30 protein-coding genes and 1 pseudogene are annotated in these 26,396 nt (G+C 63.1%); 17 read left to right on the top strand and 14 right to left on the bottom strand.

Annotated features, from left to right (window positions below; genetic code table 11):
- Positions 1 to 220: 220 nt before the first annotated feature.
- The 3 genes from rho to hemE all read right to left on the bottom strand — a co-directional run bounded on the left by rho (position 221) and on the right by hemE (position 3,229).
- Positions 221 to 1,486, bottom strand: coding sequence for a transcription termination factor Rho (gene rho, locus NKH21_RS30965; protein ID WP_023675925.1), 1,266 nt, complete (start codon positions 1,484 to 1,486; stop codon positions 221 to 223).
- A 166-nt stretch (positions 1,487 to 1,652) separates the two neighbouring features.
- Positions 1,653 to 2,198, bottom strand: coding sequence for a protoporphyrinogen oxidase HemJ (gene hemJ, locus NKH21_RS30970; protein WP_502911928.1), 546 nt, complete (start codon positions 2,196 to 2,198; stop codon positions 1,653 to 1,655).
- Between the two features lie 2 nt (positions 2,199 to 2,200).
- On the bottom strand, positions 2,201 to 3,229 hold the full coding sequence (gene hemE, locus NKH21_RS30975; RefSeq protein WP_352869664.1) for a uroporphyrinogen decarboxylase: 1,029 nt from the start codon (positions 3,227 to 3,229) through the stop codon (positions 2,201 to 2,203).
- Between the two features lie 401 nt (positions 3,230 to 3,630).
- On the opposite strand from hemE, the gene NKH21_RS30980 reads away from it, so the two are divergent.
- The 6 genes and pseudogenes from NKH21_RS30980 to NKH21_RS31005 form a co-directional block, all read left to right on the top strand.
- A complete protein-coding gene (locus NKH21_RS30980; RefSeq protein ID WP_352869666.1) occupies positions 3,631 to 4,449 on the top strand; it encodes a pyruvate, water dikinase regulatory protein in 819 nt (272 codons plus the stop codon).
- A 195-nt stretch (positions 4,450 to 4,644) separates the two neighbouring features.
- Complete coding sequence (locus tag NKH21_RS30985; RefSeq protein WP_352869668.1) at positions 4,645 to 5,244, top strand: Maf-like protein; 600 nt, start codon at positions 4,645 to 4,647, stop codon at positions 5,242 to 5,244.
- On the top strand, positions 5,237 to 6,079 hold the full coding sequence (locus NKH21_RS30990) for a shikimate dehydrogenase (protein WP_352869670.1): 843 nt from the start codon (positions 5,237 to 5,239) through the stop codon (positions 6,077 to 6,079). The genes NKH21_RS30985 and NKH21_RS30990 overlap by 8 nt, the downstream gene beginning before the upstream one ends.
- Entirely contained in the window at positions 6,076 to 6,678 is a 603-nt protein-coding gene (gene coaE / locus NKH21_RS30995) for a dephospho-CoA kinase (RefSeq protein ID WP_352869672.1), read from the top strand. The genes NKH21_RS30990 and coaE overlap by 4 nt, the downstream gene beginning before the upstream one ends.
- A gap of 85 nt (positions 6,679 to 6,763) precedes the next feature.
- Entirely contained in the window at positions 6,764 to 7,486 is a 723-nt protein-coding gene (gene dnaQ / locus NKH21_RS31000; RefSeq protein WP_352869674.1) for a DNA polymerase III subunit epsilon, read from the top strand.
- A gap of 214 nt (positions 7,487 to 7,700) precedes the next feature.
- Positions 7,701 to 7,981: pseudogene (locus NKH21_RS31005) on the top strand (GIY-YIG nuclease family protein); the annotation flags it as partial.
- A gap of 254 nt (positions 7,982 to 8,235) precedes the next feature.
- Here NKH21_RS31005 and secB read toward each other — a convergent pair.
- Both secB and NKH21_RS31015 read right to left on the bottom strand, forming a co-directional pair.
- Complete coding sequence (secB, locus tag NKH21_RS31010; RefSeq protein ID WP_254817954.1) at positions 8,236 to 8,736, bottom strand: protein-export chaperone SecB; 501 nt, start codon at positions 8,734 to 8,736, stop codon at positions 8,236 to 8,238.
- Positions 8,737 to 8,849: 113 nt separating this feature from the next.
- Positions 8,850 to 9,341, bottom strand: coding sequence for an FxsA family protein (locus tag NKH21_RS31015; RefSeq protein WP_352869676.1), 492 nt, complete (start codon positions 9,339 to 9,341; stop codon positions 8,850 to 8,852).
- A 198-nt stretch (positions 9,342 to 9,539) separates the two neighbouring features.
- Here NKH21_RS31015 and NKH21_RS31020 point away from each other — a divergent pair, with 198 nt between their 5' ends.
- The 4 genes from NKH21_RS31020 to NKH21_RS31035 are packed head-to-tail and all read left to right on the top strand — an operon-like array spanning position 9,540 to position 12,300.
- Positions 9,540 to 10,247 carry a Tim44/TimA family putative adaptor protein gene (locus NKH21_RS31020; protein WP_292659652.1) on the top strand — a complete coding sequence of 236 codons (708 nt, stop codon included), beginning with the start codon at positions 9,540 to 9,542 and terminating at the stop codon, positions 10,245 to 10,247.
- Between the two features lie 23 nt (positions 10,248 to 10,270).
- On the top strand, positions 10,271 to 11,377 hold the full coding sequence (gene mltA / locus NKH21_RS31025; protein WP_352869678.1) for a murein transglycosylase A: 1,107 nt from the start codon (positions 10,271 to 10,273) through the stop codon (positions 11,375 to 11,377).
- Positions 11,374 to 11,907: a Smr/MutS family protein gene (locus NKH21_RS31030; protein WP_352869680.1), complete on the top strand. Its 534-nt coding sequence runs from the start codon at positions 11,374 to 11,376 to the stop codon at positions 11,905 to 11,907. Before mltA ends, NKH21_RS31030 begins: the two co-directional genes overlap by 4 nt.
- A gap of 24 nt (positions 11,908 to 11,931) precedes the next feature.
- Positions 11,932 to 12,300, top strand: a complete 369-nt coding sequence (locus NKH21_RS31035; RefSeq protein WP_352869682.1) for a helix-turn-helix domain-containing protein — start codon at positions 11,932 to 11,934, stop codon at positions 12,298 to 12,300.
- Positions 12,301 to 12,309: 9 nt separating this feature from the next.
- Here NKH21_RS31035 and NKH21_RS31040 read toward each other — a convergent pair whose 3' ends face one another.
- From NKH21_RS31040 to NKH21_RS31050, 3 genes are all read right to left on the bottom strand, one after another.
- Complete coding sequence (locus NKH21_RS31040) at positions 12,310 to 12,927, bottom strand: transglutaminase-like cysteine peptidase (RefSeq protein WP_352453647.1); 618 nt, start codon at positions 12,925 to 12,927, stop codon at positions 12,310 to 12,312.
- Between the two features lie 212 nt (positions 12,928 to 13,139).
- Positions 13,140 to 14,417, bottom strand: a complete 1,278-nt coding sequence (locus NKH21_RS31045) for a polyhydroxyalkanoate depolymerase (RefSeq protein WP_352565542.1) — start codon at positions 14,415 to 14,417, stop codon at positions 13,140 to 13,142.
- Between the two features lie 247 nt (positions 14,418 to 14,664).
- The gene (locus tag NKH21_RS31050; protein WP_352869685.1) at positions 14,665 to 15,024 is read right to left on the bottom strand and encodes a septal ring lytic transglycosylase RlpA family protein; all 360 of its coding nucleotides are present in this window, start codon (positions 15,022 to 15,024) and stop codon (positions 14,665 to 14,667) included.
- Positions 15,025 to 15,328: 304 nt separating this feature from the next.
- Between NKH21_RS31050 and NKH21_RS31055 the strand changes: the two genes are divergently transcribed.
- Positions 15,329 to 15,514, top strand: coding sequence for a hypothetical protein (locus tag NKH21_RS31055; protein ID WP_352869687.1), 186 nt, complete (start codon positions 15,329 to 15,331; stop codon positions 15,512 to 15,514).
- A 25-nt stretch (positions 15,515 to 15,539) separates the two neighbouring features.
- Here the strand turns inward: NKH21_RS31055 and NKH21_RS31060 are convergent, their stop codons facing one another.
- From NKH21_RS31060 to tauA, 4 genes are all read right to left on the bottom strand, one after another.
- A complete protein-coding gene (locus NKH21_RS31060; protein WP_352869689.1) occupies positions 15,540 to 15,728 on the bottom strand; it encodes a hypothetical protein in 189 nt (62 codons plus the stop codon).
- 6 nt (positions 15,729 to 15,734) lie between these two features.
- Positions 15,735 to 16,601, bottom strand: coding sequence for an ABC transporter permease subunit (locus tag NKH21_RS31065; RefSeq protein WP_352869691.1), 867 nt, complete (start codon positions 16,599 to 16,601; stop codon positions 15,735 to 15,737).
- A complete protein-coding gene (locus NKH21_RS31070) occupies positions 16,598 to 17,371 on the bottom strand; it encodes a taurine ABC transporter ATP-binding protein (protein ID WP_352869693.1) in 774 nt (257 codons plus the stop codon). Before NKH21_RS31070 ends, NKH21_RS31065 begins: the two co-directional genes overlap by 4 nt.
- 113 nt (positions 17,372 to 17,484) lie before the next feature.
- A complete protein-coding gene (tauA, locus tag NKH21_RS31075; protein WP_352869694.1) occupies positions 17,485 to 18,498 on the bottom strand; it encodes a taurine ABC transporter substrate-binding protein in 1,014 nt (337 codons plus the stop codon).
- Positions 18,499 to 19,180: 682 nt separating this feature from the next.
- On the opposite strand from tauA, the gene NKH21_RS31080 reads away from it, so the two are divergent.
- The 3 genes from NKH21_RS31080 (at position 19,181) to NKH21_RS31090 (ending at position 21,705) form a co-directional block, all read left to right on the top strand.
- Positions 19,181 to 19,633, top strand: coding sequence for an RrF2 family transcriptional regulator (locus NKH21_RS31080; RefSeq protein WP_352869696.1), 453 nt, complete (start codon positions 19,181 to 19,183; stop codon positions 19,631 to 19,633).
- A 49-nt stretch (positions 19,634 to 19,682) separates the two neighbouring features.
- On the top strand, positions 19,683 to 21,029 hold the full coding sequence (locus NKH21_RS31085) for an FAD/NAD(P)-binding protein (RefSeq protein ID WP_352869698.1): 1,347 nt from the start codon (positions 19,683 to 19,685) through the stop codon (positions 21,027 to 21,029).
- Positions 21,030 to 21,351: 322 nt separating this feature from the next.
- On the top strand, positions 21,352 to 21,705 hold the full coding sequence (locus NKH21_RS31090; protein WP_352869700.1) for a winged helix-turn-helix transcriptional regulator: 354 nt from the start codon (positions 21,352 to 21,354) through the stop codon (positions 21,703 to 21,705).
- Positions 21,706 to 21,822: 117 nt separating this feature from the next.
- On the opposite strand, the gene NKH21_RS31095 is transcribed toward NKH21_RS31090, so the two are convergent.
- Positions 21,823 to 22,470, bottom strand: coding sequence for a cysteine hydrolase family protein (locus NKH21_RS31095; RefSeq protein ID WP_352869702.1), 648 nt, complete (start codon positions 22,468 to 22,470; stop codon positions 21,823 to 21,825).
- Positions 22,467 to 22,796, bottom strand: a complete 330-nt coding sequence (locus NKH21_RS31100; protein WP_352458586.1) for a hypothetical protein — start codon at positions 22,794 to 22,796, stop codon at positions 22,467 to 22,469. The genes NKH21_RS31095 and NKH21_RS31100 overlap by 4 nt, the downstream gene beginning before the upstream one ends.
- A 175-nt stretch (positions 22,797 to 22,971) precedes the next feature.
- Between NKH21_RS31100 and NKH21_RS31105 the strand changes: the two genes are divergently transcribed.
- From NKH21_RS31105 to NKH21_RS31115, 3 genes are all read left to right on the top strand, one after another.
- Entirely contained in the window at positions 22,972 to 23,370 is a 399-nt protein-coding gene (locus tag NKH21_RS31105) for a RidA family protein (protein WP_352869704.1), read from the top strand.
- A 186-nt stretch (positions 23,371 to 23,556) separates the two neighbouring features.
- Positions 23,557 to 24,981: a pyridoxal-phosphate dependent enzyme gene (locus NKH21_RS31110; protein ID WP_352869706.1), complete on the top strand. Its 1,425-nt coding sequence runs from the start codon at positions 23,557 to 23,559 to the stop codon at positions 24,979 to 24,981.
- Entirely contained in the window at positions 24,978 to 26,159 is a 1,182-nt protein-coding gene (locus NKH21_RS31115) for a cystathionine gamma-synthase (RefSeq protein WP_352869708.1), read from the top strand. Before NKH21_RS31110 ends, NKH21_RS31115 begins: the two co-directional genes overlap by 4 nt.
- The last annotated feature ends 237 nt before the right edge of the window (positions 26,160 to 26,396 follow it).

A 26,396-nucleotide genomic window follows, 5' to 3' on the forward strand; every position in this document is an offset into this window, starting at 1 on the left:
ACTGCCATCGCGATTCCCTCAGCGCGTCCGCCTCAGAGAATCACAATCAGCGAATTACGCAACAGGCTCCTTGTGGGAGAAGGTGGATTGGCGCGCAGCGCCGAGACGGATGAGGGGCGTTGGACGGAATGCCGTCGTTGCCAAGCTGGAGCACCCCTCATCCGACCGAGCTTCGCTCGGCCACCTTCCCTACAAGGGGGAGAAGGGAAGGCCCGCAACCCTACGTATTCATCGAATCGAAGAAATCCGCGTTGGTCTTGGTCTGCTTGAGCTTGTCGATGAGGAACTCGATAGCGTCGGTCGTTCCCATCGGCGCCAGGATGCGGCGCAGCACGAAGATCTTCTGCAGATCCTGGCGCGGAACCAGCAGGTCCTCCTTGCGGGTGCCGGACTTGAGAATGTCCATGGCGGGGTAGATGCGCTTGTCCGCCACCTTGCGGTCGAGCACGATTTCCGAATTGCCGGTGCCCTTGAACTCTTCGAAGATGACCTCGTCCATGCGGCTGCCGGTGTCGATCAGCGCCGTGGCGATGATGGTCAGCGAGCCGCCTTCCTCGATATTGCGGGCAGCACCGAAGAAGCGCTTCGGCCGCTGCAGCGCGTTGGCGTCGACACCACCGGTCAGCACCTTGCCGGATGACGGCACGACGGTGTTGTAGGCGCGGCCGAGGCGGGTGATCGAATCCAGCAGGATGACGACATCGCGGCCGTGCTCGACCAGGCGCTTGGCTTTTTCGATGACCATTTCGGCAACCTGGACGTGGCGCACCGCCGGCTCGTCGAAGGTCGAGGAGACCACCTCGCCCTTCACCGAGCGCTGCATGTCGGTAACTTCCTCCGGCCGCTCGTCGATCAGAAGCACGATCAGGTAGCATTCCGGATGGTTGGTGGTGATCGAATGGGCGATGTTCTGCAGCAGCACCGTCTTGCCGGTGCGCGGCTGCGCCACGATCAGCGCGCGCTGGCCCTTGCCGAGCGGCGCCACCAGGTCGATGACGCGCGCCGAAATATCCTTGGAGGTCGGAACCTCCATCTCCATCTTCAGCCGCGAGGTCGGATAAAGCGGCGTCAGATTGTCGAAATGGATCTTGTGGCGGATTTTTTCAGGGTCGTCGAAATTGATCGTGTTGACCTTGAGCAGCGCAAAATAGCGCTCGCCCTCTTTCGGGCTGCGGATCGGGCCTTCGACCGTATCGCCGGTCTTCAGTGAGAACCGCCGGATCTGCGACGGTGAAATATAGATGTCGTCGGGACCTGGCAAATAGTTGGCATTGGCGGAGCGCAGGAAACCAAAACCGTCCTGCAGCACTTCGACGACGCCGTCGCCGATGATCTCGATATCCTGGGTCGCCAGCCTCTTCAGGATCGCGAACATCAGCTCCTGCTTGCGCATGACGCTGGCGTTCTCGACCTCGAGCGATTCCGCATAAGCGATCAGCTCTGGTGGCTTCTTGTTCTTGAACTCTGTGAGTTTCATTTCTTGCATCATTAGACGGACTCTGAGTAAGCTTTGGGAAAAATATCGGCGGGATGCGACAAATGCCGGGCGCGGCCGAAGCGATAAATGGGCGGCGCATGACGGGAAGGAAGACCCGTCTTTTATCGTCGGTCGGTTGAAAGAGCAAGCCGCCTTTTGCGGGCAACCGAAGACGTCAGAACGGTTTCACGACAACCAGGACGACGATGACGATCATCAGCAATGTAGGGATCTCATTGACGATCCGCCAGTGCCTTGCCGATTTTTCATTGCGGTCTTCTGCAAATTTCCGGACGGCCCCGGCGAGATAGCCATGCACGGCCGACAGGCCAACCACCGCAGCGATCTTGGCATGCAGCCAGCCGCCCTGAAAACCAAAGCCTTTCCAGGCGAGCCAGAGGCCGAATGCCCAGGTGATCACCATTGCCGGATTGATGATGCCGCGCAGCAGGCGGCCCTCCATCACCTTGAAAGTCTCCGACTGGACGGAGCCTTTTTCGGCATCTGCATGATAGACCAGCAAGCGCGGCAGATAGAGCATGCCCGCCATCCAGGAGATGACGGCAATCACATGGATCGCCTTCGCCCAGGGATAGAAATCATCGGACCCGAAGAGAAACAGCAGCCCGGCCAGCACGAGAAAAATGGCGATCGCAATTGCCGCGCGGCGCATCGCGCCCTTGCCGGTGTTGGTGCCGTTCGCATTGTCCGCGCCCATCATCGTCACGACGCGCTCCGCACCAGTTTGACCATCTGCTCGACATGCGCGAGCGGCGTCTCCGGTGTGATGCCGTGGCCGAGGTTGAAGATCAGCGGCCCGTCGCCCAGCGCCTTCAGGATCGCCCCCACGCCGTCGGCAAGCGCCTTGCCGCCGGCCACCAGCCGTAGCGGATCGAGATTGCCCTGCACGGCGCCGTCACGCTGCAATTCTTTTGCCGTCGACAAGGGCACGGTCCAGTCGAGGCCCAGCCCCGTCACGCCGGTCTTCTGGCGATAGCTTCGATAGTGATCTCCGGCACCCTTGGGAAAGCCGATGATCGGAACGTCGGGATGGGCAGCCTTCACTTGCCGGACGATCTCGGCCACCGGCTGGACACAGAACAACTCGAACGACGCTTCGTCGAGCACGCCAGACCACGAATCAAAGATCTGCACCGCGTCGGCGCCGGCCTCGATCTGGCGGATCAGATAGGCAGCCGAATGATCGGCGAGCACCTTCAGCAGCCTAAGAAAGGCCGCCGGCTCGCGATAGGCGAACAGCCTGGCCGGCGACTGGTCGGGCGTGCCATGGCCGGCGATCATATAGGTCGCCACCGTCCAGGGCGCACCGCAGAAGCCGATCAGCGTCGTTTCATCAGGCAGTCTGGCGCGCAACCGCCGCACCGTCTCGTAGACCGGCTCGAGATTCACGTGAAACGTTTCGCCGTCGAGAGCCGCAATTTCCGCAGCCGTGATCGGCGTCAGCAGCGGGCCGCGTCCTTCCTCGAAGCGCACGTCGCGGCCGAGCGCATGCGGCACGACAAGGATATCGGAAAACAGGATCGATGCGTCGAAGCCGAAGCGTTCGATTGGCTGCAGCGTCACTTCGACAGCGAGATCTGGGTCGTAGCAAAGATCGAGGAACGATCCTGCCCGTCTCCTCGTCTCCCGGTATTCCGGCAGATAGCGGCCAGCCTGGCGCATCATCCAGAGCGGCGGCGGAAACACTGCCTTGCCTCTCAACACGTCCAGCACGATCCGGTCTTGAGGCATTGAGCGCTCGCCTTTCCAGGCTTTCCTATAATTAAATATTCTATTTTTAGGAATCTTATGATTCTAAGAGTCTGTTGGTTGTGGTGGTTGTCTCCTGTCCCGCTTTGCCCTCGAAAAGGCCAGCCAGCATATTGTCGCGCGCTTCTCCAACGGGATTGCAGGACTTTGTGGAAAGTCGGGAATTTACGACTGGAGTCAATGCGTTGCCGCCAGGCCAGGGAAATTGCCCCTGTGGATGACGCGAAGGCAAAAAGCTCCGTCCCCGGACTTGTCCCCAACCGCCCTGAGAAGCCGACAGCACATCGAATTGTGGACAAACCGGCATCTGATACAGTCGCTTCGCGGTGGCCGAGTTTTCCGCCCGGCTTATCCACATCGGCCCACAGCCTGGAATGTATCCTGTGAACAAACCGCAGAGCTTCTTTCACCTCCACCTGATTTCCGACGCCACCGGCGAGACGCTGCTGGCCGCCGGCCGCGCGGCTTCCGCGCAATACAAGGACGCGCGCGCCATCGAACATATCTACCCGCTCATCCGCACCGAAAAGCAGGTGACGAAGGTGTTCGAGGACATCGAGGAGGAGCCGGGCATCATCCTCTACACGGTGGTCGACCAGAAGCTTGCCCGTGGCATCGACGAACGCTGCGCGGCGATGGGCCTACCTTGCGTCTCGGTGCTGGAGCCGGTGCTGACGGTGTTCCAGTCCTATCTCGGCACGCCGGCCGGCCGCCGCGTCGGCGCCCAGCATGTGCTGGACGCTGAATATTTTCGCCGCATCGACGCGCTCAATTTCACCATGGAGCATGATGACGGCCAGCTGCCGGCCAATATGGACGATGCCGACATCGTGCTTGTCGGCATCTCCCGCACCTCGAAGACGCCGACCAGCATCTATCTCGCCAATCGCGGCATCAAGACCGCCAACATTCCGATCGTGCTCGGCGTGCCGGTGCCCGAAAGCCTGGTAAATGCCAGGAGGCCGCTGATCGTCGGCCTGGTCGCCACCGCCGAACGCATATCACAAGTCCGGCAGAACCGCATTCTCGGCACCAGCGCCTATGAGCCGACCGATTATGTCGACCGCGCCGCGATCGCCGAAGAGCTCGCCTATGCCCGCCAGATATGCACGCGGCATGGCTGGCCGATGATCGACGTCAGCCGCCGTTCGATCGAGGAGACCGCGGCGGCGATCGTTGCCCTGCGCGGCAAGACGCGCTAGGGTTTGGGCGCTTGTGCTGTGGGTGGTCCTTCCTTCTCCCCCTGGGGGAGAAGGTGGCCGAGCGAAGCTCGGTCGGATGAGGGGTGTTCCAGCTTGGCACCGACGGCGATCCTTCCAACACCCCTCAACCGTCTTGGCGCTGCGCGCCAATCCACCTTCTCCCACAAGGGGAGAAGGCAAGAGCAGGCGAAAAAAATGGCCGAAAAAATCATCCTTGCCTCGGGCAGTCCGTTCCGCAAGGCGCTGCTCGTCAATGCCGGCGTCACTGTCGAAGCAGTTCCGGCTTCTGTCGATGAGCGCGCGCTCGAGGCGCCGCTGCAGAATAGTGGCGTGTCGCCGGAGGACGTCGCCCTGGTGCTCGCCGAAGCCAAGGCCACCGACGTCAGTGAGCGCAAGCCCGGCGCCCTGGTGCTCGGCTGCGACCAGACGCTGTCGCTCGGCGACGAGCTGTTCCACAAGCCGGCCGACATGGAAGGGGCGCGCCGTCATCTGCTGGCGCTGTCGGGCAAGACGCATCATCTCAACAGCGCCGTCGTGCTGGCCCGTGACGGCCAGGTTCTGTGGCGGCATGTCGGCATCGCCAGCCTGACCATGCGCAAGCTCGATCCTGCCTTCATCGGCCGCCATCTGGCGCGCGTCGGCGTCAAGGCGCTGTCCAGCGTCGGCGCCTACCAGATCGAAGGCGAGGGCATCCAGCTGTTCGAAAAAATCGAAGGCGACTATTTTACCATTGTCGGCCTGCCGCTTTTGCCGATGCTGGCCAAGCTGCGCGAGCTCGGGGCGATCGATGGCTGAGGCCCCGAAAAAGGCGTTTGTCACCGGCCACCCAATCGCGCATTCCAGATCCCCGAAGATCCACGGCTACTGGCTGGCGAAATACGGCATCGACGGCGTCTACCAGCCCATTGACGTTGCGCCAGAAGCGTTTGCGGAATTCCTGCGAACGCTGCAGGCACAAGGCTATCGCGGCGGCAACGTCACCATCCCGCACAAGGAAGCCGCCTTCGCTTTGGCTAAGTGGCGCGACCCCGACGCCGAACAGATCGGTGCGGTCAACACGCTGTGGTTCGAGGATGGCGAATTGTGGGGCGGCAATACCGATGCCCATGGCTTTGCCGCCAATCTGGACGAGTATGCACCGGGCTGGGCGGCCAACGGCCCCGCCGTGGTGCTCGGTGCCGGCGGCGCCGCTCGCGCGGTTATTCATGCGCTGAAGCAGCGCGGCGTCAGCGACATCCGCATCGTCAATCGGACGCTTGCGAGGGCGCAGGAGCTGAGCGACCGCTTCGGTGCCGGCGTCTCCGCCCACAACATCGCGGCGACCGGCGAATTGCTCGAGGATGCCGGCCTGCTGGTCAACACGTCAGCGCTCGGCATGCATGGCAATGAAGGCCTGTCCGCCGATCCGGGCAGACTGCCGGACCGCGCCATCGTCACCGATATCGTCTACGTGCCACTGGAGACGCCGCTGCTTGCCGCAGCCAAAGCGCGCAGCCTGAGAACCGTCGATGGGCTCGGCATGCTGCTGCACCAGGCGGTGCCCGGTTTCGAGCGCTGGTTCGGCATCAGGCCAGAAGTCACCGCCGAATTGCGCCAGCTGATCATTGCCGATATCGGCGCGATAAAATGATTGTACTCGGCCTCACCGGATCGATCGGCATGGGCAAGTCGACCACGGCAAAGATGTTTGCCGAAGCCGGCGTGCCGGTCCATGATTCCGACGAGGCGGTGCATCGCCTTTATGCCGGCAAGGCCGCGTCCTTGGTCGAGGCGGCCTTTCCCGAGACCACCAGATCCGGTGCGGTCGACCGCGCGGCACTTGCGGAGCGGGTGCTCGGCGACGCCGCCGCGCTGAAACGGCTGGAAGCGATCATCCATCCACTGGTCCGTGCCGATGCCGATGCGTTCCTGGCTGAAAATCGTGCCGCCGGCGCGCCGCTTGCCGTGCTCGATATACCGCTGCTGTTCGAGACCGGCGGCCGGAACCGTATCGACAAGGTCGTGGTCGTCACCGCGCCGCCTGAAGTCCAGCGCGCCCGCGTGCTGGCGCGCCCGGGCATGAGCGAGGAAAAGTTTGCGTCGATCCTGGCAAGGCAGGTTCCCGACGCCGAAAAGCGCCGGCGCGCCGACTTCGTCATCGACACCGGCCAGGGCTTTGACGCCGCTCGCGCGGCCGTCAAGGCCATCATCGCCGAACTTGTCGGGGATAAGGCAGCCAGGCCTGGCTAAGAGGCTTGCAGCCCACATTACTTGTTGCCATTTTGTTCCGGGCGTGATTCGGCTAGAATGACACCGGAACCAATGGACTGATTCGATGCGTGAGATCATCTTCGATACGGAAACCACCGGCCTCGACACGCGCGAGGACCGCGTCATCGAGCTTGGCGGCGTCGAGTTGGTCAACCGCTTCCCGACCGGCCGAACCTTCCACAAATACATCAACCCGCAAGGCCGCCAGATCCATCACGAGGCGCAGGCCGTGCACGGCATCAGCGCGGCCGATCTTCAGGGCAAGCCGACTTTCATGGAGATCGCCGAGGAGTTTCTTGCCTTCATCGACGGCGCCAAGCTGGTCGCGCACAATGCCGGCTTCGACATCGGCTTCCTCAATCTCGAATTCGGCCGGCTTGGCCATCCGGCCATCGATCCGGGACGGATCGTCGACACGCTGGCGCTGGCGCGCCGCAAGCATCCGATGGGCCCCAATTCGCTCGACGCGCTCTGCCGCCGCTACGGCATCGACAACGGCCGCCGCACCAAGCACGGCGCGCTGCTCGATTCGGAATTGCTGGCCGAGGTCTATATCGAGCTTATCGGCGGCAAGCAGGCCAGCCTCATCCTCGACAGCATCCTGACTCCGGCGGGCGGAAGGCAGAATGTCGACGACATCGACATTTCGATCGGCGTGCGGCCGATCGCCTTGCCGTCGCGCCTGACCGACGCCGAGCGTACAGCACACGCAGGCATGGTTGGCAGCCTCGGCGAAAAAGCGCTTTGGCTGCGCGTCGCTCCGGAAGCGAGTTCCGCGGCATGTTAGGGCCGATCGGCAGCGAACGTCGATAGTCCCGTTCAGTGGAAAGTCGCCAACTTTCGAGATTTGCCGAAACACCTCTCGCTTCGTCATCCCAGGGCGGAGCAAGGAGCGAAGCGAAGCGGCGCAGACCCTGGGATCCATGCCGTTACATCAGCCGAGGAATGCAGCGGTTCAGAACGGCACTTATGTCGGCACCGGCGCCAACTACCCTTCAACCATGACCGGCTTTGCCTACATGACCGCGAGCCAGAAACGCGGCACCATTTACATGGGCGTTACCAACGATCTCAGCCGCCGCATGCCGGAGCACAAACCGGCCAGAGGTCGCGCTTCACCAGCCGTTACGGCGTGCAGCGTCTGGTCTGGTACGAGGAACATTTCGACATTCGCGACGCCATCCAGCGCGAGAAGTCGCTGAAGCGCTGGCCACGCCAGTGGACGATCGAGCTGATCGAGAAGACCAACCCAGAATGGTTTGAGCTATTTCGCGGAACGGGTTCTGGTCCGCAGGAGCACTGCCGCGCGGTAACGGCATGGATCCCAGGGTCTGCGCCGCGTCGCTTCGCTCCTTTCTCCGCCCTGGGATGACGAAGTGGAGAGGTGTTTAGCCAATCTCCACGTTTTGCGATTTGCTACTGGAGAGGAGTCACTGGCGTTCGGTCTCGATGAGAGTACAGCCTGTCCCGCCAGCGGCTCATACAAAAAACCCGGCGCAAGGCCGGGTTTCTCAAACGCTATCGAGACAAACGCCTTCAGCTCACCTTGACCTTGGCTGCGGCCTGGTCCTCGGCCAGTTTCTGCTGGAACATCTGCGCGAAATCGATCGGGTCGAGCATCAGCGGCGGGAAGCCGCCATTGCGCGTCGCCTCGGCAATGATCTGCCTGGCGAACGGGAACAGCAGCCGCGGGCATTCGATGAACAGGATCGGCAGCATGTGCTCCTGCGGGAAGCCGCTGATAGCGAAGACGCCGCCATAGACCAGCTCGACGTTGAACAGCACTTCCTGGTCGAACGACGCTTTTGCGTTCAGCGTCAAATTGACGTCGAACTGCTTGTCCGAAAGCGGGTTGGCGTTGACGTTGACATTGATGGCGATGCCGGGGGCCTTGTCGCGGCCGCGCAACGAGTTCGGTGCGCCGGGGCTTTCGAACGACAGGTCCTTCACATATTGCGCAAGCACGTTGAGCGAAGGCTGCGCCGCATTTCCATTACCGTTGGCTGCGCCGGTCGGCGCGTCGTCGTTGCTGGCCATAAGCTGTGGTCCTTTTGCCTGGGCAGCGTTGCTGACCGGATTGAAATTCGGGCGTTCGCTATCATGGCCGGCACGACAAGACAAGTTTGCAAAAGACGCCGGTTGCCTCGCGGCTACTCGTCCTTGAGGCGGCGCCAGGGAGAATCCGGTCCGCGCGTATGATCGTCGGCGCGCGAATAGTCGCCGTCGTCGAGATCGATGGTCTTGCCACGTTGCCTTGCCCGCAAACCACCGCTGAAATCGGTTGCCAGCACGATGCGGCCTTTCAGCATCCGCCAGGCAAGATCGCGCACTGGCGGGAGGAACAGCAGAATGCCGAAAATATCCGAGATGAAGCCGGGGATGATCAAAAGGATCGCTGCCAGCACGATCATGGCGCCATGCGCAAGCTGGGCGCTCGGATCACGCCCGGCATCCATTTCAGCACGCACCCTGGCCATGACGCCAAAACCCTGGTGTCGAAGGAGCAAGGCGCCGGCTATGCTCGAGGCCAGCACCAGCCCAACCGTCGCCAGCGCGCCGATCTGGCGGCCGACAATGACGAAACCGGCTATCTCCAGCAGCGGAAGCGCGAGAACAAACAGGGGAAGCAGCGAGATACGCAAATCTTGACCGATCGTTTCGATGTTTTGCCGGCCGGCGAGCAATCGCCGCTGGCACCAGAGCTGTTAGATAGGTATGGCTGCCTTTGATTTGAATGATTGCGCCATGCGTTCTATATGCTTTGGATACCGAACGCTATGTGATCGCGGCCCTTGCTTGGCCGCTGGTCCGGCCAAAGCAGGGATTGATTGGCGCAAGATATGGGCTTTTTCGACTTCGGCACGATTTTCTTTCTGATTGCGGCGGTGGTGATCTTCTTCCAGCTGCGCAACGTGCTTGGCCGACGCACGGGCAACGAGCGCCCGCCCTTCGATCCATATACGGCAGCGCGCAAAAACGACAAGGATGCCGCCCAGAAACCCGAGAACGTGGTTTCGCTGCCGCGCAAGCGGCTGGCGGGAGAGCCGGCGGCCGACACCTATGTGGCGATCGATGCCTTTGCCAAGCCCGACACCGATCTCAACCGGGGCCTGCGGGCGATCAAGGACAATGATCCGACCTTCGACCCGAAGACCTTCGTCGACGGCGCCAAGATGGCTTATGAGATGATCGTCATGGCCTACGCCGATGGCGACCGCAAAACCTTGAAGAACCTTTTGTCGCGCGAGGTCTATGACGGCTTCGTCGCGGCCATCGGCGACCGCGAGGCGAAAGCCGAAAAGATCCAGTCCTCCTTCGTCGGCATCGACAAGGCCGACATCGTTTCGGCCGAGATGAAGGGCAGCGAGGCGCACATCACGCTGCGCATCGTCAGCGAACTGATTTCAGCGACCCGCGACAAGGCCGGCGCCGTCATCGACGGCGATCCCGAGACTGTCGCCGAGGTCAAGGACGTCTGGACCTTCGCCCGCGACGCGCGCTCGCGCGATCCGAACTGGAAGCTCGTCGCCACCGAAGAAGAAGACTGAACTGGACGGCGGCGGGGGCTGTCGTGTCGCTTTCTAGAGCCTTCAGCGAAAGATCCTTTTGCGAATTGCCGGGCTGGGGCGAGGACGACCATCTCCCCGCCTTTGACGCCTTTCGCCGCTCGGCCTTTCATATCCTGACCAAACCCTACCGCTCCGGCGCGCTCGGCGTCGATTACAATGGCTTTGCCGACTCCTATGCCGAAGCGCGCACCGTTTCGCCGGCGAATCGGTTGCAGGCCAGAAGCTTTTTCGAGCGCCATTTCGTTCCCGCCCGTATCGATGCCGAAGATGGTGGTCCCGGCCTGGTCACCGGCTTTTATGAGCCGGAGGTCGAAGCCTCGCCGGTGCGCACGCAACGATTTTCGGTGCCGTTGCTGGCCCGCCCGCCCGACCTTGTCGACATCGACGACGGCAATCGTCCTTCCGGCTTGGATCCTTATCTCGCCTTCGCTCGTGCGGCGCCGAACGGCCCGGTCGAATATTTCGACCGCGGCGAGATCGAACGCGGCGCGCTTGCCGGAAAAGGGCTGGAAATCGCCTGGCTCGCCGACAAGGTCGACGCCTTCTTCATCCACGTGCAGGGCGCGGCACGGCTCAACATGACCGACGGCAGGCTTCGCCGCATCACCTATGCCGCCAAATCCGGCCAGCGCTTTACCGGACCGGGCAAGATCCTGAGCGAGGAAGGCGAGATCCCGCTGGAGAAGGTGACGATGCAGTCGATCCGTGCCTGGTTCAAGGCGCATCCGGAGCGCGTCGACGAGATCCTTTGGCGCAACCGCTCCTATATCTTCTTCCGCGAGATGGGCGTCGACGACCCAGCGCTCGGCCCGATCGCTGCCGCCAAGGTGCCGCTGACACCCGGCCGCTCGGTCGCCGTCGACCGGCTGCTGCACACGTTCGGCACGCCCTTCCATATCGATGCGCCGTCGCTGACCGCCTTCGACGGAAAACCGTTCCGGCGGCTGATGATCGCGCAGGACACCGGCTCGGCGATCACCGGGCCGGCCCGCGGCGATCTGTTTGCCGGGTCGGGCGATGCGGCCGGCGAGATCGCCGGCGTTATCCGCAACGCCGCAGATTTTTATGCGCTGATCCCCCGGTCGCTGGTTGCAGGAGCAGGCCGATGACCCGGCGCATCGACAGGCTGAGCGAGGACGACCGGGTGCTGTGGAACCTGGTGGCGCGCACGGCAAAACCGCTGAAGGGCAAAACCGCCGTCGAAATTCCAGACGTCGGGCTGGAGATCGACGAGACCAGGCAGCCGCCGCCGGCGCAGGTGGCGGGCAATGCCGCCATGGCGGCAAAGCCGAAGGCGCAGCATGTTTCCCACGCGCTCGACGAACCGACGCTGGACAAGCTGTCGAAGGGCCGGCTGCCGATCGAGGGCCGCGTCGACCTGCACGGCCTGACCCAGGACGAAGCCTATTCGCTGCTGTTTTCCTTCCTGCGCCGGGCGCATGCCGGCGGCATCCGCTATGTGCTGGTGATCACCGGCAAGGGCTCTTCGTCGGGCGGCGATGGCGTCTTGCGGCGTGCCGTGCCGTCATGGCTGTCGACACCCGCCTTCCGGCCCCTCGTCTCCAGCCACGACCATGCCGCCCGCAAACATGGCGGCTCGGGTGCGCTCTATGTCCGCTTGCGGCGTGCGCGCTCATGAGGATGCACCCATGAAGGTGTGCTTGTGACCCCGTTCGGCGAAAAGCTTCGCGTGCTGCGAAACGAGCGCGGCGTCAGCCAGAAGGACATGGCCAAGGCGATCGGCGTCAGCGCAGCCTATCTCTCCGCGCTGGAACACGGCCGCCGCGGTGCGCCGAGCTGGACGCTGATCCAGAAGATCATCGGCTATTTCAACATCATTTGGGACGACGCCGAGGAACTGGCGCGGCTGGCCGAAACATCGCATCCGCGTGTCAAGCTCGACACGTCGGGCCTTAGCCCGGCGGCGACCGAGCTTGCCAATCTCCTGGCCGACAACATCGAAAAGCTCGACGAAGCTGAGCTTCGCCGCATCATTGCGTCGCTCCGCGCCGCGCTGAACCGGCCGAAATGAGCTGCTTTGTTACTGAACCGAGCCGACCAGCACCTGCTGGCCGCCGCGGATCGAGACCCAGCGGCCGGTATTGTCGATCGCCTGCCGCTTGAGGAAACGATAGCCGGTCTGGTCCCAGGAACGAACCTGGTCGGTCAGATTGTCGAGGATGTAATCGCCCTTGTCGGTACGCACCGTCAGCACGGCATGGCCCTCGCCATCCGGCTTGCGCACGACGGTCATCAGCAGATCGGCAAACGATACGCCCAGCCGGTTCAGTTCACGGCGCTTTTCCAGGACATAGTCCTCGCAATCGCCAACCCCCTTGTCGGGATAGGCCCAGACCTCATCCTTGCCGTAGATGTCGAAGTCGCTCTCCGGCTTGACGGCGGCGTTGACCTTTGCCGTGACGCTGAGCAGCTTGCGCCACAGCGAGCCGGTCAGGCTGGCGGGCGACAGATCCTTCGGGCGGATCGAGCATTCGGACGCGTAGCTCTTGCAGAAATCATAATGGCCGATCGGCTGCGAGGTCGGGCCGCCTGTTATCATCGGGCTGGCTGCCGAGGCCGAACCGGCCCAACCTGCCGCCACAGTAAGTCCAGCCAGCGCGCACAGGCGCAGCGTTCTCGCCATTGGTGAGGAAATCATTGTCCCCGCTTGTCCCTTGTTGTTAACGAAACGTTAAGGGGTATTTACAGTCCGTGTCAATTATGAGGATGGATTGATTTTTGCGGCATGGTTACCCGCGTGGCGCCAACGCGACTATTGTGCAACAGGTCGACCGGCCGCACGGCGTCGCCAACCGACGATTTTGGCATTGAGCGACCTGATGCGGATTGACGGGCATCATCACTGGTCGCCTATTTCTTGCCGGTCCTGACCAGCTTGGGTTTCACTGCAACACGGTTCTGACGGCCGTAGCTGGTAATGAAATCGACGATGCGCGGTACGATTTCGGAGCGGAAGCGCGAGCCGTTGAACACACCATAATGGCCGACCGCCGGCTGCATGTAATGGGCGTGCCTGTCGGTCGGGATGTTGATGCAAAGGTCGTGCGCGGCCTTGGTCTGGCCGAGGCCGGAGATGTCGTCGTTCTCGCCCTCGACCGTGAACAGGGCGACATTGCGGATCGCCGAAGGGTCCACCGCTACGCCGCGATGCGTCATCGTGCCCTTGGGCAAGGCCTGGCGGACAAACACGGTGTCGACGGTCTGCAGGTAGAATTCCGCCGTCAGATCCATCACCGCCAGATATTCGTCGTAGAACTCGCGGTGCTTCTCGGCATTGTCGCCGTCATGCTTCACCAGGTGCATGAAGAAGTCCTTGTGGGCGATGATGTGGCGGTCGAGATTCATGCTCATGAACCCCGAAAGCTGCAGGAAGCCGGGATAGACCTCGCGGCCGAAGCCCGGCACCGGCCAGGGCGCGCGCATGATGACGTTGTCGCGGAACCAGTCGATGCCCTTTTCCTGCGCCAGCAGATTGACCGCCGTCGGGCTGCGGCGGGTGTCGATCGGGCCGCCCATCAGCGTCATCGTCGAGGGCACGAACGGATCACCCTTGGCTTCCATCAGTGCCACCGCTGCCAGCACCGGTACCGAAGGCTGGCACACCGCCATCACATGGGTGTCGGGGCCCAGCGCATGCAGCATGTCGACGATGTAGTCGATATAGTCGTCAAGATCGAAGCTGCCGTCGGCCAGCGGCACCATGCGGGCGTCGACCCAGTCGGTGATATGCACGTCGGCATAGGGCAGCATCGCCTCCACCGTGCCGCGCAGCAGCGTCGCGTAGTGGCCCGACATCGGCGCGACGATCAACAGCTTCGGATCCGGCCGGCGCCCGGCCGGAACCGCCCGTTCGAAACGAACCAGGTTACAGAACGGCCGCGACCAGACGGTGCGTTCGCTGACCTCGACGTTTTTCCAGTCGACCACGGTCTTGGTCAGGCCGAATTGCGGCTTGCCGTAGCGGCGCGTCGTGCGCTCGAACAGCTCGGCCGTTGCCGCAACCGAGCGGCCCCAGGACGTGTGTGAGACCGGATTGAGCGGATTGGAGTAGAACAGGCGCACCGCATCGGCATAGAGGCGCGCCGGCTGCAAGGCGGCGTGGTTCAGTTCGTAGAGCTGGTAGAACATCGAGAACCCCGCTGCCGACTGCGATGGAAGGGCCGACGAGCAGCGCCGAGCCTTGAATGCCTTGTGGGGGAAGTTAGCAACAATCTGCTGCGATGCAATACGTCAACTTGCGTGATTTATGCTCGTTCTTTCGTCCAAGGCGTTGAGAATCCACCTGGAACGGCAACAGCCGGCTCAGTGTGCAGTTGCGAAGGCTATTGGGACGATCGTTGGACGAGGTGTCCGGCCGCGGCGACGGGCCGAGCGGTTAGACGCGTGCCATGCAGACAGCGGTATGGCCCGAGCTGATGAAGCCGAGCTGACTGGCTGCGCCCTTCGACAGATCGAGCATCCGGCCCCTGATAAATGGGCCGCGGTCGTTGATACGCACGACGACGCTGCGGCCATTGTTGCGGTTGGTCACCTTCAGCTTGGTGCCGAACGGCAGGCTGCGATGCGCTGCGGTCAGCGCCGACGGGTTCATGCGTTCGCCGGAAGCGGTTCTGGAATGCAGTGAGTACCAGGAGGCACGGCCGCATTGGGCGGCGGCGCTGGCACTGGATGCGCCGACCATCAGGCCAGCCGCGATCATGGCCGCGGCAAGCGCGGTCTGGTTGCTTTTGTTCATGGGTTGGGGACTGCTCCGTTGACAGACCCGCAGCGGTTAGGGACGAATGAGGCAGCAAATGCGGCAATGATCTGTCGGTTCCATGGCAATGTTACACGTTTGGAGTCGGCGCGAAACAATTTGTCAGAGACTTTCCGCAGAGCGGCACAGCTTCCTTGATGATCTTTGCACCGATCCCCGCATGTCTTGCGCAGGATCGGAGGTTAGCATCTAAGTAGAAGTTGGTGTAATCGAGCGGCTTCTTTTCGCTGTTCCATTCCGGCCGGAGCCGGGCTGATGATCGACTTGGAAAGGAGTTTCAGCAATGAGATTGATCAAAAATCTGCTGGCCTTGATTGTGCTCGCCATCGGCATGCTGTGGACGTTGCAAGGCATCGGCTTCATCCGCGGCAGCTTCATGACCGGCCAGTCGCAATGGCTGTATGGCGGCATCGTGACGGTGCTGGTCGGCTTGGGCGGCCTGGCCTGGGCAAACCGCTCGCGCATTTGAACGGGGCGTCGACCGTGGCGGTCGGTCACCGCGACCAGTATTGCCAGCCCCAGTAGAAACTTTCGTCGCGCGGCGGCAGGCGGTTGCGCTCCGCGTCCAGCTGCACCGGCGTCGGCGTTTTGCGTTCGCCGTCAGGCGGCTGTTTGTCCCCGACCTTGATCAGGCGGAGCCAATGGCCGAAATGCGCAAACAATACAGCGATGGAATGGCGCATTGTCGGTCACTCCCGCCCCGCCCAAGGGACGAGCACCCGCTCGATCCTGCGGATGATGAATTCGAGCACGAAGGCAATGGCCGCGATCACCAGTATGCCCATCACCACCACGTCGGTGACGAGGAACTGGGCAGCGGACTGGATCATGAAGCCGAGCCCGCGAGTCGCTGCCACCAGCTCGGCGGCAACCAGCGTCGACCAGCCGGCGCCAAGCGCGATACGCAGACCGGTCAGGATCGAGGGCAGCGCGCTGGGCAGGATGACGTGCCGGACAAGTTGCGTCCGGGTCGCACCAAGCGAGCGCGCTGCATTGATACGTTCCTGCGAGACGCCGCGGACACCCGATGCCGTCGACAGCGCAACCGGCGCCAGCATGGCAATGGCAATCACCAGGATCTTGGACGGCTCGCCAATGCCGAACCAGATAATGATCAGCGGCAGATAGGCGAGCGGCGGGATCGGCCGCAGGAATTCGAGCAGCGGATCGAAGATGCCGCGCCCTGTAGTGCTGATGCCGATAGCCAGCCCGATGGGAACGCCGACGAAAACGGCCGCGATCAGCGCTGCAAACACCCGCCACAGACTGGCGGCGATATGCTGGAGCAGCGTCGCGTCGACAAAGCCGTCACCGGCGACGACGACAAATTTGTTCCAGACTGCCACAGGCGACGGCAGGAAAACCGGCGACACCAATTGCAGGCGGGCCGATGCTGTCCACGCCGCCAGCACGATCAGAATGGTGATCGCGCTGACCACGCGGGCCGAAACGCGGCTGCGTCTCGGCCGCGGCCGCGACCATGGCACCGACAGCGCGTCGGCTCCGTCGTCGACTTTGGAGCGCTGCGGCCGCTCGGTATAGGAGGTAACGGTCATGCTGCCTCCCCTTCGAAGATCGCATCGGTCAGCTCGCCGCGCGCCGCGGCGAAGGCCGGATCGGCCTTGATGCTGCGAATGGCCTCGCCGGCTGCATAGCGCCGGCTGAAGCCGGCCTCGAAACTCCGCACCACCCGGCCAGGGCCGGGAGCGAGCACAATGATACGGGTGGCGAGAACCAGCGCTTCGTCGATGCCGTGCGTGACCATCAGTACGCCGACCTGGCTTGCCGTCCACAGATCGAGCAGCGTTGTCTGCATGCGTTCGCGTGTCAGCGCATCGAGTGCGCCCAGCGGTTCGTCGAGCAGCAGGAATTGCGGCGCGGCTGCCAGCGCTCGGGCCAGGCCGACGCGCTGGCGCATGCCGCCGGAAAGCTCCCAGATGCGCTTGTCGCCGGCGCCGTCGAGCTTCACCAGCGCCAGAAGGTCATCGGCAGTCCGCGCCCGTCCGGCAGCCCCGACACCGCGCAGCCTGAGAGCAAAGGCGACATTTTCCCGCGCGGTCAGCCACGGAAACAATGCGTCGTTCTGGAACACGACGGCGCGGTCCGAGCCTGGCGCCGTGATCGGCCTGCCGCCAATCGTGGCGCGTCCGCGCACAGGCTCGACCAGGCCCGCGGCGACGTTGAGCAACGAGGTCTTGCCGCAGCCGGAGCGGCCGACCAGGACAACGAAGTCGTCCTTGGCGATGTCAATCGACACGCGTTCGACGGCCGGCGCCGGCTGGCCGTCATAGTGAACCGAGACTTGGTCGAGCACGAGATGCGTCATGTGGGGTCGCCGATATTCTGAACCTGCCTGCCCCGAAGCCGTTCCTCGTCAGCGGCTCCGGGGCAGGCAACGCGCGCGTCAGGGAAGGGAGGACGCGCGGTATTGAGCCGCCGCTAATTCGAGGCCAGCGCCTCGCCGACATATTTCGACGACACGTATTTCGAATAATCCGGCAACACGGCGTCGATCTTGCCCTGCTCCTTGAGGAAGGCCGATGTCGCCTCGACCGCCTTGACCGTGCCGCCACCGAGGAACTTGTTCGAGGCTTGCTCCTCGAGTGTCGGGAAGACATAGCCCCTCAGCAATTGCGGCACGTCTTCGAGCTTGGCCCCTGTGATCCTGGCGATCTTGGCCGCTTGCGGCGAGGACACCGACCATTGATCCGGCTTGGCCAGGAAGTCGGCATAGGCAGCGCCCGTTACTTTGACGAAGTCGCGCACCGCTTCCGGGTTCCTTTCGGCGAAGTCGGTGCGCACGATCCAGGCGTCGAAGGTTGGCGCGCCCCAGGCGGCGACCTGCGAGGAATCCAGCACGACCTTGCCCGTCGTCTTGATCTGGCCGAGTGCCGGATCCCAGACATAGGCGGCGTCGATGTCGCCGCGCGCCCATGCCGCCGCGATCTCCGGTGGCCGCAGATTGAGAATGTCGACCGACCTCGGGTCGACACCCTCATGCTTCAGCGCGGCAAGCAGGCTGTAATGCGTCGTCGAAACGAAGGGCACCGCCACCTTCTTGCCGGCAAGGTCGGCAGTTTTCTCGATGCCGGCGCCGTTGCGGGCGACAAGGGCCTCGGATTCGCCGATCAGCCCGACAATGAAGATTGTCTGGATTGGAAGCTCGAGGCTCGCCGCCGCCGCCAGCGGGCTCGAGCCGACATAACCGATGTCGACCGAACCGGAAGCGATGGCGGCGATCACGTCGGCGCCGGAATCGAATTTCCGCCAGTCGATTGCCGCCTTCGTCGCGCTCTCATAGGCACCGTCGGCCTGCGGCACCTTCGAGGGTTCGACGACCGTCTGGTAGCCGATGGTTATCTTGAGGTCCTGCGCATCGGCTGGGCCGAGAAAGGCGGCACCAGCCAAGGCCGCCGAGGACAACAGAACGATACGTCGCGAAATGATGGACATGAAAGGCTCCTTGGAAAAGAGAAAAACCCGGATTGCGTTTCATAGTCACCTAACTCTATCGTTCTTGTAGAGTTAAATCTTTCCAATCGGTTCGGTCTTGTTAGAAAAAGTCATCTGGCTATCGCAGCTGCCCATTCGCACGCTTCTGGGTGACGGCCCGGGTGAGAACCATCGTCCTTGCCCGGGAACCGCTTCCACGCCGTCCATGCGCCCAACAAGGATTTTCCGCTGTCGCGCCTGCATCGGCAAACCCATGCTGTGGATAGCCAAGAAATTGGAAACAAGTTCCCTGTGTTCGCGGTTAAGTCTAGTATCCTTATCGACATTGAAGGATTGGAGAGGACGATGAGCGACGCCACCCTCCTTGTTGCCGCGCGTTGCCGCGCGCGGCATGTTTTGGCCTTCAAATTCAGGGGCAGAAGCTGCTGTCCGGATTCTCGCCGATCGGGACATTCCTGCCGCCGGTCAGTTTGGCGGTGTGCCATTGGCGGCGGTTTCTGTGCTTCCAAGAGCACAAATGGCCATTGCGGCTTGAAAACGAAGCAAAATCAACGTTTCTCGGCTTGTATATCATGTCACTAGAATTTATCTGTAGTGACAGCTTGGACGCGGCGGGGAGGCACGCCAGGCGTTTCGCAACCGGTGGCCTTGCGCCATCGCATGACAGAGAAACGTTCGGGTTATGCTCACGAAAAAAGGTAAATACGGCCTCAAGGCACTCGTCCATCTGGCGCGCCTGCCGGTTGGACAGCTCGCCTTCGTCAACGACATCGCCACAGGAAACAATATTCCGAAGAAGTTCCTCGATGCCATTCTTGGCGAATTGCGCAATGCCGGTTTCGTCCAGAGCCGCAAGGGCAAGGAGGGCGGCTACCGGCTGGCACGCCCGGCGGACGAGATCAAGGTCGGTCACGTCGTGCGCGTGCTCGACGGGCCGCTTGCCCCCATTCCCTGCGCCAGCCGCACCCAGTATCAGCGCTGCGAAGATTGCAACGAGGCGACATGCCAAGTCCGACATCTGATGCTGGAGGTCCGGCAGGCCATCGCCGAGGTGCTGGACCAGCGCAGCCTCGCCGAAATGCGCGACATCGCCGACGACGAGGACCTTTCGGCGGCGTTGAAAGTGCAGGCCTGAACCACTCTCCCCTGAGCCGGCGACGATCGCCAGGACAGCTGGTGTGCGCATGACCGGGCGCGCTACGCCAAGTTCGATCATCATTGTCGGTGGCGGCGCCAGCGGCGTCGTGCTTGCAGCGCATCTGCTGAAGTCGCCCAATCCCGATCTCCGCGTCAGCCTGGTCGAAAAACGCCCGCATTTTGGGCAAGGCATGGCCTATTCAACGCTGCTGTCGGCGCATGTGCTGAATGTCAGCGCGGCGGGCATGAGCGCCTATGCCGACGATCCCGGCAATTTCTCGCGCTGGCTGCTTGGACGCGGCCTGGCTACGCCGGAGCAGGCGCCGGTCTACGCGCCGCGCAGCGTCTACGCCCGCTATCTCAAGGAGCTGCTCGACGAGCTCGAGGCGCGTGAGCAGCAGACCGGCCGGCTGCGCCTGATCCGCGAGGAGAGCCTGTCGATCTCGCCGACCGCGTCAGGCGTCGAAGTGACGCTGGCCAATGGCACTAGCGTGGTTGCGCACCTTGCAGTGCTGGCGACAGGCCATGACGAGGAGCCGGGCGCCGGTCAGGGCCGCGCGATCAGGATGGGCTCGGAGGCCGACACCGAGCTCGACCCCGAAGCCCGAGTCCTGGTGCTGGGCACCGGCTTGAGCATGGTCGATGCCTTCCTGTCGCTCGAGCAGCGCGGCCACCGCGGCGAGATCGTCGCGGTGTCGCGGCGCGGCCTGCTGCCTTCGCCGCATCGCAAGGGCAATCCGATCAAGCTTGACGTTGCCGATATTCCGCTCGGCACCCAGCTTTCCTATTTCGTCGGCTGGTTCCGCGACCTGATCCGGGAAAACCAGAGGGCCGGCATCGACTGGCGCGACGTCGTCGACGGTCTGAGACCCTTTAACCAGAAGATCTGGCAGAACTGGCCGTCCTCGGCCAAGCGCCGCTTTGTCGAGCACACCAAGGCCTGGTGGGACATCCACCGCCATCGCATGGCGCCGGAAGTCTACGCCCGCGTTGCCGAGGCGGTGCAAGCGGGCCGCATCCGCCTTGTCGCCGGGCGCGTCGTCGAGATCGCCGGCGGCGACGGCTTCAGGGTACAGGTCCAGTCGCGCCACACGCAGCAGCTCGAAAGGTTCGACGTTGCTCGCATCTATGATTGCACAGGCATCGCCAGGGACATCTCGACCACCTCGAACAGCGTGGTGCGGTCGCTGGTTGATCGCGGGCTGGCAAGGCCGGATCCGCTGCGGCTCGGCCTCGACGTAACCGCCAACTGCGAGGTCATCGCCAGCGACGGCACTGTATCGGCCAAGATCCTCGCCGTCGGGCCGCTGACGCGCGGCACCTTCTTCGAAATCGACGCCATTCCCGATATTCGCGTGCAGTGCGCGCGGCTGAGCAAGCGATTGCTCGGATAGGGCCCCTTTGTCTTGACGCAATTCCGGACGCAAGACACCTGCCGCCGGGTGAAAAGATCTCGACCGCATAACCGCGCTCGGTGAAGGCGAACCAGGGGTGCGTGAGCTCGCTCCACCAGAAGCCGACCGGCCAGCCCGTGCTGGTCGAGACAGCCGGGTTGGCGATGACGCCACACGTTTCGGCTGTCTCGCATTGACCGGATTGGTGTCGCGGACGCTCATCTTCGTTCTCCTCCGTGGATTGGCCGCAGGACGCGACCCTGGCCAGATGACCGGGCAAATTCTGCTTCCGTCGCTATCGTGCCTTGCCTACGATGGGCGCATGACGCAACGCGGAAGACTCTACGGCTGTCCGGTCGAGTTCGCTCTCGACGCGCTCGGCGGCAAATGGAAGACGGTGATCCTGGCGCGCATCAAGGAACAGCCGATGCGCTATTCCGAACTGCGCCGGCTGATCCCCTCACTCTCGGACAAGATGCTGACGCAGAGGCTGGCCGAGCTTGTCGAGATCGGCTTCGTCACGCTCGAGACGTCGCCCGACGGCAAGGGGCGCTACGCCTTGACCGGGCGCGGCGAAGATCTCGCCGCCGCGCTCCAGGCGCTCTACGACTGGGGCAGCGTGCATGGCCGCGCCGAGGGTGTGCGTTTTCGCACCGACAGCGCAGCCACCACCTAGATCAATTCCGGGAAAAGCGCGAAGCGGCTTTCCGTCCGCAATTGCCTGGAAAACAAAGGCACAGAGCGGTTCGGCGTTTCCGTGAAAGGGTGGATCGCTCTAGGAAGCCGACTGTCCTCAACCCGATCCGGCAAGCGCGCTGCAGAAGCTTGCGACATCGGTGACAACAGCTTCGCCGAGGAAGCGTACGGTCGCCATCGAGCGGTCGCGCGCTTCGCGGTTGCCGAAGCCACAGGCGTCCTCGATGACCATGGCGACAAAGCCATTGTCAGTCGCCTGGCGAACGGTCGGCTCGATGCCGATTTCCATGGCGATGCCTGCGAGCGCTATCGTGCGCACGCCGCAATCGCGCAAGGCAAAGCCGAGCGCGGTGGAATCGAAGGCCGACATCGTGAGCTTGTCGAACACCGCCTCGTCATCGCGGGGTTCCAGCTCGGGCACGATCCGTGTCGCTTCGGCGTCGCGCGGGAACCACAGCTCGACGGTGTCGGGGCTGTCGCGCCGCTGCCAGGCCATGGCGGTGCGCAGCTGCGTCGCGCCCATCCATTTGCGCGGCAGCGACAGATGGCGCGTGAACGCCACCCGCATGCCGGCCACGCGCGCCGCTTCCAGCACCGTGCCGGTGCGCTCGATGATAGTCGCGGCGCCGGCCACCTGGTGGCAGATGCCGACCTGCATGTCGTAGACCACCAGCGCCGTGCGGCGCGGATCGCACCACTCAGCCAAGCTGGCCGGGATTTCGATCCCGTCGCTCGACCGGATCATGCTGCAGTCCGGTCCCACGGCTTGGCGATGTCGACGGTCGGGTCGAACAGGAACTCCAGCGGCAAGGGCGCGTCGAAGGCGATGAAATGCCATTCCAGCAGCCCGGCCTTGGACAGCGGGAAGTCCTCGGTGTAGCGCCGCGCTTCCGCGACGCTGTCGAGCTCGAAGACGATGATGACGCCGCCAATATCGGCGCGCGCATAATTCTCGCGCACGATCCCCGCCTTCCAGAGCCGCCAGACGTTCGAAACTTCGTCGCGCAAATAAGGCCGCAGGTCGTCGAGCGTGACGCCGGGCTTGAAATTGTCATAGGCAAGAATCTTCATCGGCCGTTCCTTGCATTGCTGTTCGTCCAGCGCCGGATAGCATGGCGGAATCGGCCGCCGCAACGAACGAGATGGTGCGTTGAAACGGCCGCACGATTGCCGTTCTGTGCCGCGCCATCCCTATGGGCGGCCGGGCGGCCGCAGGATAATTTTGCCGAAGAGGAGGAAAAGCGCGGTGACCATCGAAAGGCTGAACCCCGAGGGCATGCACAGCAACCCAGCCTATTCGCAAGGCGTGTCGCTGCCGGCATCCGCGCGCATCGTGCTGGTCGGCGGCCAGAATGGCGTCGATGCGCAAGGCCGGATCGTCGCCACGGACGATCTCGCTGCACAGACCGCTCAGGCGCTTTCCAACCTGGCAAAGGTGCTCGAAGCCGGTGGGGCAAAGCCGGAAGACCTCGTCAGCCTCTCGGTCTATATCGCCGGCGACCTGGACATAGGGCCGGCCTTCGGCGCCTGGATGGCCTTCTGGGCAAACCGCGGCGTGCCGCCGATCATCAAAGTGCTGCGCGTCGCCGGCCTCGGTAATCCGGATTTTCTGATCGAGATCGAAGCCCAGGCCGCGATCGCCTGAACCCTAAGCAGGTTCTGCAAATCTTTTGCCCTGCCTGTAGGCCGGTGAAGCTTTCGCGAAATTCCATTCCCCTGCTGGCGGCCGGATTGGCACGATCTATCTTCTTTCCAACTGCAAACGGCTGGAAAAGACGGTAGGTTGCCGTCTTCCAGGGCGGTTGCTCATTCTGGCAACGGAGCATCTGACATGAGCAAGCACAAGATTGTGGCACCGGACGATGCATCGTCCCGCCTGCGCCCGCCCTATGCCTCGGTTCTCGACCTGATCGGGCAGACGCCGGTCGTCGAGCTGACCAAATTCGACATCGGCAAGTGCCGGCTGTTCATCAAGCTCGAAAGCCAGAATCCCGGCGGCTCGATCAAGGACCGCATCGCGCTGTCGATGATTGCCGCCGCCGAAAAACAGGGCAAACTGAAGCCCGGCGGCACCATCGTCGAGGCGACCGCCGGCAATACCGGTCTTGGTCTCGCCCAGGTCGGCATCCCCAAGGGCTACCGTATCATCCTCGTCGTGCCCGATAAGATGTCGCGCGAAAAGATCCAGCATCTGCGGGCGCTCGGCGCCGAAGTGCGCATGACGCGTTCCGACGTCGGCAAGGGCCATGCCGAATATTACCAGGACATGGCCGAAAAGATCGCTGCCGAGCTGCCCGGCGCATTCTACGCCAACCAGTTTGCCAACCCGGCCAATCCGCACGCCCACGAGACCACGACCGGGCCGGAAATCTTTCAGCAGCTCGAAGGCGATGTCGATGCCGTGGTCGTCGGCGTCGGCTCAGGCGGCACGCTGACCGGGCTCGGCCGCTACTTTGCGAAAGTCTCGCCGAAGACCGAGATGATTTTGGCCGATCCGGTCGGCTCGGTTCTGGCACCGTTGATCAAGACCGGCAAGATGGTAGAGGCCGGAAGCTGGACCGTCGAAGGCATCGGCGAGGATTTCGTGCCGCCCAATGCCGATCTGTCGCTGGTCAGGAAGGCCTATTCCATCCCCGACAAGCAGAGCATGCTGGCGGTGCGCGACCTGCTATCGAAGGAAGGCATCCTCGCCGGCTCGTCGTCGGGCACGCTGCTTTCGGCAGCACTCCGCTATTGCCGCGAGCAGACCGTGCCGAAGCGCGTCGTTACCTTCGTCTGCGACAGCGGCAACAAGTACCTGTCGAAAGTCTTCGACGATTTCTGGCTGGTCGAGCAGGGCCTGGCAGAGCAGGAGCAGCATGGCGATCTGCGCGACCTGGTCATGCGCACGCTCCGCACCGGCGATGTCGTGTCCGTCGGCCCCGGCGAAAGCCTGCTCAACGCCTATGGCCGCATGCGCCGCTCGGATGTCTCGCAACTGCCGGTGCTGGACGAGGGCAAGCTCGTCGGCATCATCGACGAAAGCGATATCCTCGCCAAGGTCGAAGGCCCCTATGACAGCCGCTGGGACCGCTTCAAGGCCCCGGTCAGTACGGCCATGACCTCTAACCTGCACACGCTTCAGGCCAGCCAGACGCTGGATGCGCTGCTGCCGGTGTTCGATCGCAACGAGGTTGCCATCGTCTTCGATGGCGACGAATTCATTGGCCTGATAACCCGCATCGACCTGATCAACCATCTGAGGCGCGCCCGATGACCGTCAAAGCCACAATATCGGGCAAAAACCGCCTCGCCTTCTCGACGCGCACCATCCATGGCGGCCAGAGCCACGACCCGACGACGGGCGCGGTGATGGTACCGATCTATGCCACCTCGACCTACGGCCAGCAGAGCCCGGGCGTGCACAAGGGCTTTGAATATGCCCGCAGCCAGAACCCGACCCGCTTCGCCTTCGAGCGCGCGGTGGCCGACCTCGAAAGCGGCGCAGCCGCCTTCGCCTTCGCTTCGGGGCTGGCAGCGATCGCAACCATTTTCGAACTGCTCGATTCAGGCGCGCATATCGTCGCCACCGACGACATCTATGGCGGCACGTTCCGGCTGCTGGAACGGGTGCGCAAGCGCTCGGCCAATTTGCAGGTCGACTTCGTCGACTTCACCGATCTTGCCGCGGTCGAGGCGGCGATCCGCCCGGAAACCAAAATGCTCTGGGTCGAGACGCCGACCAACCCGCTGCTGCGTGTCGTCGACCTCGAAGGCGTCGCAGCACTGGCCAGGCGCAAAGGCGTGCTCTCAGTCGCCGACAACACTTTCTGCAGCCCCTATCTGCAGCGGCCGCTGGAGCTCGGCATCGACATCGTGGTCCATTCGACGACGAAATACCTCAACGGCCATTCCGACATGGTCGGCGGCGTCGCCGTGGTCGGCGACAACAAGGATCTCACCGACCGGTTGAAATTCCTGCAGAACGCCATCGGCGCCATTTCAGGGCCGTTCGACAGTTTCCTGGCGCTGCGCGGACTGAAGACGCTGGCGCTGAGGATGGAGCGTCATTCGTCGAACGGCCAGAAGATCGCGCACTGGCTGGAGAGCCGCCCCGACATCCGCCGTGTTATCTATCCCGGCCTGCCCAGCCACCCGCAGCACGCCATCGCCAGGCGGCAGATGCACGCCTTCGGCGGTATGATCACAGTCGAGCTCGACCGCGACCTCGCCGGCACCAAACGCTTCCTCGAACACACGCAACTGTTCACGCTGGCCGAAAGCCTCGGCGGCGTCGAAAGCCTGATCGAACACCCGGCGCTGATGACGCACGGCTCGATCCCGGCAAAAAAACGCGCCGAGATCGGCATTTCCGATTCGCTGGTGCGCTTGTCGGCCGGGATCGAGGATGGCGACGATCTGATCGCGGATCTGGATCAGGCGCTGGCGAGCTGAGCCCGATAGCGAGACGTCGGCGGGACAGCGCCCCCCTCTGCCCTACCGGGCATCTCCCCCTCAAGTGGGGAGATTGGCCGTCATCTTGCGCTTTCGCCAACCTCCAACGCTGAAACACGGGCGGGATGGCGACGCTGCCCATCTCCCCCTAGGGGCAGGGCTATCGCATATGAGTGATGGCATTGATGAGATAGTCGTCGTTCCAGGCGCATTTCTTGATGCGATGGCTGATGGGAA

It is taken from the genome of Mesorhizobium sp. M1329 (assembly GCF_040318035.1).
In the GTDB taxonomy this organism is placed as follows: Bacteria; Pseudomonadota; Alphaproteobacteria; order Rhizobiales; family Rhizobiaceae; genus Mesorhizobium.